The 8,826-nt window shown below is 60.0% G+C and carries 7 protein-coding genes and 1 pseudogene; 4 read left to right on the top strand and 4 right to left on the bottom strand.

Annotated elements, in window-relative coordinates:
• Nucleotides 1-78: 78 nt before the first annotated feature.
• From Q7O77_RS11045 to moeA, 4 genes are all read right to left on the bottom strand, one after another.
• A complete protein-coding gene (locus Q7O77_RS11045; RefSeq protein ID WP_304166963.1) occupies nucleotides 79-633 on the bottom strand; it encodes a flavodoxin family protein in 555 nt (184 codons plus the stop codon).
• 217 nt (nucleotides 634-850) lie between these two features.
• Nucleotides 851-1,450: a nitroreductase family protein gene (locus Q7O77_RS11040; protein ID WP_304166961.1), complete on the bottom strand. Its 600-nt coding sequence runs from the start codon at nucleotides 1,448-1,450 to the stop codon at nucleotides 851-853.
• Nucleotides 1,451-1,606: 156 nt separating this feature from the next.
• Entirely contained in the window at nucleotides 1,607-2,380 is a 774-nt protein-coding gene (gene moeB, locus Q7O77_RS11035) for a molybdopterin-synthase adenylyltransferase MoeB (RefSeq protein ID WP_304166958.1), read from the bottom strand.
• On the bottom strand, nucleotides 2,377-3,606 hold the full coding sequence (gene moeA, locus Q7O77_RS11030; RefSeq protein WP_304166956.1) for a molybdopterin molybdotransferase MoeA: 1,230 nt from the start codon (nucleotides 3,604-3,606) through the stop codon (nucleotides 2,377-2,379). Before moeA ends, moeB begins: the two co-directional genes overlap by 4 nt.
• Nucleotides 3,607-3,938: 332 nt before the next feature.
• Between moeA and Q7O77_RS11025 the strand changes: the two genes are divergently transcribed.
• The 4 genes and pseudogenes from Q7O77_RS11025 to Q7O77_RS11010 all read left to right on the top strand — a co-directional run.
• Nucleotides 3,939-5,837, top strand: a complete 1,899-nt coding sequence (locus tag Q7O77_RS11025) for a dipeptide ABC transporter ATP-binding protein (RefSeq protein ID WP_369696217.1) — start codon at nucleotides 3,939-3,941, stop codon at nucleotides 5,835-5,837.
• Between the two features lie 17 nt (nucleotides 5,838-5,854).
• Nucleotides 5,855-7,405 carry a glutathione ABC transporter substrate-binding protein GsiB gene (gene gsiB / locus Q7O77_RS11020; protein WP_304166954.1) on the top strand — a complete coding sequence of 517 codons (1,551 nt, stop codon included), beginning with the start codon at nucleotides 5,855-5,857 and terminating at the stop codon, nucleotides 7,403-7,405.
• A gap of 87 nt (nucleotides 7,406-7,492) precedes the next feature.
• Nucleotides 7,493-8,413 carry a glutathione ABC transporter permease GsiC gene (gene gsiC, locus Q7O77_RS11015; protein WP_304166951.1) on the top strand — a complete coding sequence of 307 codons (921 nt, stop codon included), beginning with the start codon at nucleotides 7,493-7,495 and terminating at the stop codon, nucleotides 8,411-8,413.
• A gap of 8 nt (nucleotides 8,414-8,421) precedes the next feature.
• Nucleotides 8,422-8,826: pseudogene (locus tag Q7O77_RS11010) on the top strand (glutathione ABC transporter permease GsiD); the annotation flags it as partial.

Below are 8,826 nucleotides of genomic sequence, written 5' to 3'. Positions count from 1 at the left end.
ACGCACACCGCATAAAAACAGGGACTGCCGCCGAGCGGGAGTCCCTGATGAGGGTTCAAGGCGAGCGACGGGCGTCGACTAGCCGTGCAGGCGGCGGGTGATGTCCGCGACACGGGCGCCATACAGTTTGGCGGTTTCCAAATCGCCCGTCGGAATGGCGTCCGCCCCGGCATCCGCAGGGGACTGCACCAGCACGCCGACGGAGCCGCCGAGGTTGTTGATGTCGCTGCGCGTCGATGCCTGGATATTGGCGGGCAGCAGTCCCAGACTGACCCAAATGCCGCCGTGTTGCGCGGCCAGCGTTTGCAGATAGATCAGCGTGACCTGCTTGTCGCCGTTCAGGCTGGCGCTGTTGGTGATGCCGCCAAACACTTTGTCCTGCCAGCCGCGTTCAGCCCAGACTTTGGACGACGCGTCCGCAAATTTCTTAAACTGCCAGGCGACCGACCCCATGTAAGTGGGGGCGCCGAAAATGATGCCGTCGGCATTGGCCAGCGTCTGCCAGTCCGCCTCTTCAATGTCCCCGTTGTTATCGATGGGAATCAATGTCGCCCCGGCGCTCTCCGCCACCACTTCAGCAACCAGCTTGGTGTGACCGTAGCCGGAAAAATAAACCACAGCGATCTTACTCATTTGTATGCCTCTCTGTTTCAATCATTTGGAATCAGAACGCGCACAGGCTTTGTATACGCAGGGTGTTCAAAACGAACTCATTGATACTAGTCCCCCCTCAGGGACAACACAATCGATGGGTGTTTAACCGCAGCGTGTCGGCAATTCGGGGAAGAACGGTGAATGAGGTTGAGTCGAAAAAGGCCGCGGGCCTGAATGCCCGCGACGCGCAGATCCGTTATTTGAAGATACGGAAACGTTGGTCATCCGGGATGAAGGTTTTGTCGCCCGCAGGCTGTTCTATCGCGCCAAACGGCATTTCGGCGCGCAGTTTCCAGCTTTCCGGCAGGGACCAGGCGGCTTTGATATCGTCATCGATCAGCGGGTTGTAGTGCTGCAGCGATGCGCCGATGTGTTCCTGCGCCAGCGCCGACCACACGGCAAATTGCGCGATGCCGGTCGAGTGTTCCGACCACACCGGGAAGTTGTCTGCGTAGGTGGCGAATTTCTGCTGCAGCGCCTTCACGACCTCGGTGTCTTCGAAGAACAGGACCGTACCGGCGCCTGCGGCAAATGAGGCCAGTTTTTTCTCGGTCGGCGCGAAGGATTCGGCGGGGACGATCTTTTGCAGCTGTCGGCGGGTGATGTCCCACACCTTGCGATGCTGCTCGCCAAACAGAATCACGACCCGCGAGGTCTGCGAGTTAAAGGCAGATGGACTCAGTTTGACGGCGTCCATGATGAGGTGCGTGACCTGATCTTCTGACAGGGGCAGCGAATGGCCGAGAGCATAGATGGAGCGGCGGGCCTTGATGGCCTCAAGGAATGCATTACTCATAGGTAAATCCTCTCTGCAAGGGGCGAGTTCCCTTAATCGTTCTGGCGCCGCTGAATCTCGGTTTTGATGTGGGTCAGCGGCCGTGGGGATAGATACCTGACTAAGGATAGAAGATGTGCGCGGTTTGTGAGGGACTCGACGGCGAAATTTTACGCATTAGCGGGGGGGGGAAGAAGGCGGATTGCCACAGACTTCGCAGGCCGGATCTTTGGGCAAGGTCAGCTCGCGGAACTGCATCGTCATGGCATCCACCATCAGTAACTTTCCGGCGTGGACGGTGCCGAAATGGGTCAGCAGCTTCAGGGTTTCCATTGCCTGCAGCGACCCTATGATGCCCACGAGCGGGGCCATGACGCCGCTTTCCACGCAGGTCGGCGCGCTGTCGCCGAATAACCGACTGAGACAGCGATAGCAGGGCGCGTCCGGCTGGTAGGTAAATACGCTGAGCTGTCCTTCCATACGAATGGCCGCGCCGGAGACGAGCGGTTTTTTCAGCCCGAAACAGAGGTTGTTCAGCTGGTTGCGGGTGGTCAGGTTGTCGGTGCAGTCCACGACGATGTCATGCGCGGCGATGCGCTCCCGTAACCCGAGGTCATCCAACTGGGCTTCCTCCGTCGCCACCGTGATGTGCGGGTTAATACGGCGCAGCTCGACGGCGGCGGAAGCAACTTTCGCCATGCCGATGCGGTCATCGCGATGCAGGATCTGTCGTTGCAGGTTCGACAGCGAGACGGTATCGAAGTCCAGCAGCGTGAGGTGCCCCACGCCCGCCGCCGCCAGATACTGCGCCGCCGCGCAGCCCAAACCGCCGAGACCGACGATCAGCACGCGGGCGTCTTTCAGCGCCTCCTGCCCGTCGAAGTCGACGCCGCGCAGGACAATCTGCCGGTTATAGCGCAGCGCTTCGGCATCCGTCAGCGTCGCCATCATGCGTCTCCCAACAGGCGGCTGAACGGCTCGATTTCCACCCATTCGCCGGCGGCGACAGCGCCGCGTTCGGCGTCGAGCACGATAAAGCAGTTGCCCTGACTAAACGAGCTGAACACATGCGACCCCTGATGACCAGTGCTGCGCACCTCAATGTCGCCGTCCGCGTTGCGTGAGAAAATACCGCGCTGGAAATCGAGACGTCCGGGCGTTTTTTTCAGTGGGGTCACGGTTTTCACCCGCATACGGGCAGGCAATCGCCACTGCGAATAGCCGGACAACTTCGCCAGCAGCGGCTGCACCAGCTGATAAAACGTCACGGCGGCGGAGACCGGATTTCCCGGCAGACCGCAGAACCAGGCGTGGGGAAGCTTGCCGAAGGCAAACGGCTTGCCCGGTTTGATCGCCAGCTTCCAGAAATGAATGTCGCCTAGCTCATCCAACATCGACTTGGTGTAGTCGGCTTCCCCGACGGAGACGCCGCCGCTGCTGATCACGACGTCCGCGCAGGTATCGGCTTCGGTAAAGGCCTGACGCAGCGCCGCCGGGTCGTCAGGGATAATCCCGAGATCGACGACCTCATAGCCCAACTCTTCCAGCATCAATCGCACCGCAAAGCGGTTGGTGTCATAGATCTGCCCCGGCTGTAGCGGCTGCCCCACGGGCTGTAGCTCGTCGCCAGTCGAAAATACGGCGACGCGCAGGCGACGATAGGCGTTCACTTCTGCGATCCCCAGCGAGGCCAACAGCGGTAGCTCGGCCGTACCGAGTCGCGTCCCTGCATTCAGAACGGACTCCTGCTCGCGAATATCTTCACCGGCACGGCGAATATTTTGCCCTGGCTCAATCGGTTGTAAAAACTGAACGCCAGCCTCGGAGACCGTCGTGTGTTCCTGCATGACGACCGCGGTCGCTTCGGCGGGGAGGGGCGCGCCGGTCATAATACGAATACAGCTGCCTGCGGGCCAGACGCCCTCGAAAGGCGCGCCCGCGAAGGCTTTGCCCGCCAACGGAAGAGGTTGGTCGAAGTCTTCATCGCCGCGGACGGCGTAGCCATCCATCGCGGAGTTGTCGAAAGGGGGAACGTTAATGGGGGAAGTCAGCGGCGTCGCCGCGATGCGGCCTGCGGCCTGATAAATCGATACCGTCTCGGTATCCGCGATCGGTGCGATCTGCGCCAGCATTTGCTGTAACGCCTGATCGAGAGAAAGAAGGCCGGATGCGTTCATGAGTGCTCCACTAAGGGCTCCGCTGCGGGGGGAACGCAGGCGGAAACAGGGTTCCTATGCCATCATTATGTCAGAGAACGCCTAAGGGGAGAACGTCGAACGCGGGCGATAAACGCGAGTCGCGTCGCGAGTTGAAAATATGAATAAGGGAGTTTTTTTGACCTTATAGCGCGAGATTATGTGTAGTAACTTTTTGTTATAAAAGATCTTTTTATCAACCCGCCGATGGATTTGTTCTTTACATTGACGCCAGCGCTAAATATAGTCGAAACCCGATGAGGATCCCGTAACTACAGCGGCGGGAAGCGAGTTTTATGGGAGATTCACCGTACATGACACTGTCGTCTCAGATAGACCGATTACCGACCTCCGAGGCAGGCAGCGCAAGGACGCTGCCCCCACACCGCGTTCTCGACGTTCGCGGGCTGGGCGTCAATTTTATGCAGCATCAGCAACGAATCGATGCGGTGCAAAACTTATCCTTCACCGTCGATCGCGGCGAAACGCTGGCGATTGTCGGGGAATCCGGCTCCGGCAAGTCGGTCACCTCACTGGCGCTGATGCGCCTCATTGAGCAGGCGGGCGGCGCGTTCTCCAGCGGCGAATTGCTCTTCCGTCGTCGCGGCGGGGACATCGTCGATCTCCGTCACGTTCCCCCCTCCCAGATGCGCCATATCCGTGGCGCAGATATGGCGATGATTTTTCAGGAACCCATGACGTCCCTGAATCCGGTCTTTCCCGTGGGCGAACAGATCGCCGAATCGGTGCGGCTGCATCAGGGGCTGGATCACGCCAGCGCCCGACGCGAGGCGCTGCATATGCTGGAGCGGGTGCGGATCCCCGAAGCGGCCAATGTCATGAAGCGTTTTCCGCATCAGCTCTCCGGCGGTATGCGCCAGCGCGTGATGATCGCGATGGCGCTCTCTTGCCGCCCGAAGCTGCTGATAGCGGATGAACCGACGACAGCGCTGGATGTAACGATTCAGGCGCAAATTCTACAGTTGATTCGTACGCTGCAGCGCGAGATGGAGATGGGCGTGATCTTCATCACTCACGATATGGGCGTGGTGGCCGAAATGGCGGACCGGGTGCTGGTGATGCATCGCGGCGTCTGCGTCGAGTCCGGCGCCGTCGATGCGCTGTTCTCCGCGCCGCAAGAGCCGTATACGCAGGCGCTGCTGGCCGCGGTCCCGAGGCTGGGGGCCATGAGCGGACAGCCTTTTCCTCTGCCTTTCATGTTGCCGGGTCAACCGCAGGATGTCGCCGCGGTGCCGCAGAACACCATTCCCGCGGATGCGTCGCCGGTTCTGCAGGTTGAGAACCTGGTGACGCGTTTCCCCCTTCGTTCAGGCCTGTTGAATCGGATCACCCGTCAGGTTCATGCCGTAGAGCATGTCAGCTTCGACCTCTATCCCGGCGAAACGCTGGCGCTGGTGGGCGAGTCCGGGTGCGGTAAATCGACCACGGGCCGCTCGCTGCTGCGGCTGGTCGACAGTCAGGATGGCGTGATTACCTTTGATGGCCGACGGATTAATCAGCTGAAAGGGGCCACGCTGCAGCATCTGCGACGGGACATTCAGTTTATTTTCCAGGATCCTTATGCGTCGCTGGACCCGCGTCAGACGGTGGGCTATTCCATCATGGAGCCGCTGTTGGTGCACAAGGTCGCCGGACGGGCGCAGGCGGAATTACGCGTCGCCGCGCTGCTGGAACGGGTGGGCCTGTTGCCGGAGCACGCGCAGCGCTATCCGCACGAGTTTTCCGGCGGCCAGCGGCAGCGGATCTGCATCGCAAGGGCGCTGGCGCTTAATCCTAAGGTGGTGATCGCCGATGAGTCGGTCTCGGCGCTGGACGTCTCGATTCAGGCGCAAATCGTCAATTTGATGCTGGATATTCAGCGTGAATTCGGCACCGCATTTTTGTTTATTTCCCACGACATGGCGGTGGTAGAGCGCATCAGCCATCGTGTCGCGGTGATGTACATGGGACAGATTGTCGAGATCGGCACGCGACGCGACGTGTTCGAAAATCCGCAGCACCCCTACACGCGCAAGCTGATGGCGGCGGTGCCCAGCCCCGATCCTTCCCGGCGTCATCAGGATCTGGCGCTACCGGTTGATGAAATACCCAGCCCAATCCGGGCATTGGGCGATGAGCCCGCGACTGCTCCGCTGGTGCAGGTAGGGGAGCGACACTTCGTCGCCCGCCACCGCATCGCCGGCGCCTACTGATAGGGAACACAAGGAGAATGCACAACATGAAAACAGTTAAGACGTCTCGCTGGCTGTTGGCCGCGGGCATCGCTGCTACGATGGCCGCTGCGCCGGTATGGGCGGCGAAGGATGCGGTGATCGCCGTCGCCTCCAACTTCACGACGCTCGATCCTTACGACGCTAACGACACGCTGTCTCAGACGGTGGCCAAGTCGTTCTATCAGGGGCTGTTCGGCTTTGATAAGGACATGAAGTTCACGAACGTGCTGGCGGAGAGCTACCAGACCAGCCCCGACGGCACCGTATATACCATCAAATTACGACCGGGCGTGAAATTCCACGACGGCACTGATTTCAACGCTGAAGCGGTGAAAATCAACTTTGATCGCGTCAGCAACCCGAACAATCACCTGAAGCGTTACAACCTGTTCAGGGCCATCGCCAGTACGGACGTCGTTGACCCGCTGACGGTGAAAATTACGCTGAAAACGCCGTTCTCCGCGTTCGTCAATAATCTGGCGCATCCGGCGGCGGTCATCATCTCACCGGCGGCGTTGAAACAGTACGGCAAAGAGATCGGTTTCCACCCGGTCGGAACGGGGCCTTATCGCTTTGTGACCTGGAATCAGACCGACTTTGTGAAGGTGGAAAAGTTTGCCGGTTACTGGCAGTCCGGTCTGCCTAAGTTGGATAGCATCACCTGGCGTCCGATCGTCGATAACAACACGCGCGCGGCGCTGTTGAAGACCGGCGAGGCGCAGTTCGCTTACCCGATCCCGTTCGAGCAGGCCAAGCTGCTGGAGAACGACAAGGCTATCTCGCTGGTGGCGTCGCCGTCGATCTTGCATCGCTACATCAGCTTCAACGTGACGCAGAAGCCGTTCGACAACCCGAAAGTCCGTCAGGCGATCAACTACGCCATCAACAAGGATGCGCTCATTAAGGTCGCGTTCTCGGGCTATGCGGTGCCGTCCGAAGGTCCGCTGCCTGCCGGTGTTGACTATGCGGTGCAGTACAAGCCGTGGCCGTACGATCCAGCCAAGGCGCGCGAGCTGCTCAAAGAAGCCGGTTATCCGAATGGTTTCACCACCACGTTGTGGTCGTCGCATAACCACAGCACGGCGCAGAAAGTCTTGCAGTTCACCCAGCAGCAGCTGGCGCAGGTGGGCATCAAGGTGCAGGTAACGGCGATGGACGCCGGACAGCGCGCCGCAGAAGTGGAAGGTAAAGGCGTGAAGGAGAGCGGGGTGAGAATGTTCTATACCGGCTGGTCCGCGTCCACCGGCGAAGCCGACTGGGCGCTGAGCCCGCTGTTCTCGACCGCCGCCTGGCCGCCTGCGCAGTTCAACACCGCGTTCTACAGCAACCCGGCGGTGGACGCCGATCTGACGAACGCGTTGAAAACGACGGATCGCGCCGAGAAGCAGAAACTCTACGCCGACGCACAGGATAAGATTTGGGCGGATGCGCCCTGGGCGTTCCTGGTAACGGAAAAACTGGTGTCAGCCAATAGCAAGAAACTGACCGGCTTCTACATGATGCCGGACACGTCGTTCAGCTTTGATAACGCCGACCTGACTGAGTAATCAACCTGCGCCGCCGGCTTCAGTCCGGCGGCTTTTCCGTCCGGCGGATTGGCCGGTCGGCGAAACACCGTATGTGGAAAGGCGTCAATGCTGAATTATTTTCTCAAACGTTTACTGGGACTGATCCCAACCTTATTCATCGTCATGGTGCTGGTGTTCCTGTTTGTTCACCTGCTGCCGGGCGATCCCGCGCGTCTGGTGGCCGGACAGGATGCGGATGCCGAGGTGGTGCAGATGGTACGCCATGAGCTGGGGCTGGACCGGCCGCTGCCGCAGCAGTTTTTGCATTTCATGGGGAATGTCTTGCAGGGCGATTTCGGCCACTCGATGGTCTCTAAACGGCCGGTGACGGAAGAGATCGCTACCCGTTTCATGCCCACGTTTTGGCTGACGGTATGCAGCATGGTCTGGGCCACGCTGTTTGGCATGAGCATGGGGATCGTTTCGGCCGTGTGGCGCAACCGCTGGCCGGATCGGGTCGGCATGACGCTGGCGGTGTCGGGCCTCTCTTTCCCGGCTTTCGCGCTGGGCATGCTGCTGATGCAGGTTTTTTCGGTGCAATTGGGCTGGCTGCCGACCGTCGGGGCCGACAGCTGGCGGCACTATATTCTGCCGTCGATCACGCTGGGTGCGGCGGTGGCGGCAGTGATGGCCCGCTTTAGCCGCGCGTCTTTCGTCGAGGTGATGCAGGAAGACTATATGCGTACCGCCCGCGCCAAAGGGGTGAGGGAGTCGCTGGTCATCGTCAAACACGGGTTGCGCAATGCGCTGATCCCGGTGGTGACGATGATGGGGCTACAGTTCGGCTTCTTGCTGGGCGGCTCTATCGTGGTGGAAAAAGTCTTCAACTGGCCGGGGTTGGGCCGCTTGCTGGTGGACGCCGTGGAAATGCGCGATTACCCGGTGATTCAGGCGGAAGTGCTGCTGTTTTCGCTGGAGTTTATTCTCATCAATCTATTGGTGGATATGTTGTACGCGGCCATCAATCCGGCCATTCGTTATCAGTGAGGAATTGAATGAAAAACTGGCGACGTAACGCCGCAATCGCGGCGATGCCGAAGGCGGGGACACATCGGACGCCGCTGCGGGAGTTCTGGCGGCGCTTCTGCCAACAGCGGGTCGCGCTGGTCGCAGGCCTGTTTGTCGTGCTGCTGGTGCTGGTGGCGGTGTTTGCCCCTTATCTGGCGCCTTTCGACGCGGAAAACTACTTCGATTACGACCGCTTGAACGAAGGGCCGTCGGCGCTGCACTGGCTGGGCGTGGATTCGCTGGGGCGGGATATTTTCAGCCGCATTCTGCTGGGCGCGCGGATCTCGCTGGTCTCCGGCGTGTGCTCCGTGTTGGTCGGTATGGCGATTGGCACGGCGCTGGGGCTGCTGGCCGGATACTACGAAGGAATGTGGGATCGCATTATTATGCGT

Source organism: Lonsdalea britannica, from assembly GCF_946477055.1.
GTDB lineage: Bacteria > Pseudomonadota > Gammaproteobacteria > Enterobacterales > Enterobacteriaceae > Lonsdalea > Lonsdalea britannica_A.
This window is presented reverse-complemented; position numbering and strand designations above follow the sequence as displayed.

What these genes read in the sequence shown, in the direction of transcription:
- moeA (WP_304166956.1), bottom strand. Translation starts at nt 3,606, where the DNA reads ATGAACGCATCCGGCCTTCTTTCTCTCGATCAGGCGTTACAGCAAATG.
- gsiC (WP_304166951.1), top strand. Translation starts at nt 7,493, where the DNA reads ATGCTGAATTATTTTCTCAAACGTTTACTGGGACTGATCCCAACCTTA.
- gsiB (WP_304166954.1), top strand. Translation starts at nt 5,855, where the DNA reads ATGCACAACATGAAAACAGTTAAGACGTCTCGCTGGCTGTTGGCCGCG.
- Q7O77_RS11045 (WP_304166963.1), bottom strand. Translation starts at nt 633, where the DNA reads ATGAGTAAGATCGCTGTGGTTTATTTTTCCGGCTACGGTCACACCAAG.
- moeB (WP_304166958.1), bottom strand. Translation starts at nt 2,380, where the DNA reads ATGATGGCGACGCTGACGGATGCCGAAGCGCTGCGCTATAACCGGCAG.
- Q7O77_RS11040 (WP_304166961.1), bottom strand. Translation starts at nt 1,450, where the DNA reads ATGAGTAATGCATTCCTTGAGGCCATCAAGGCCCGCCGCTCCATCTAT.
- Q7O77_RS11025 (WP_369696217.1), top strand. Translation starts at nt 3,939, where the DNA reads ATGACACTGTCGTCTCAGATAGACCGATTACCGACCTCCGAGGCAGGC.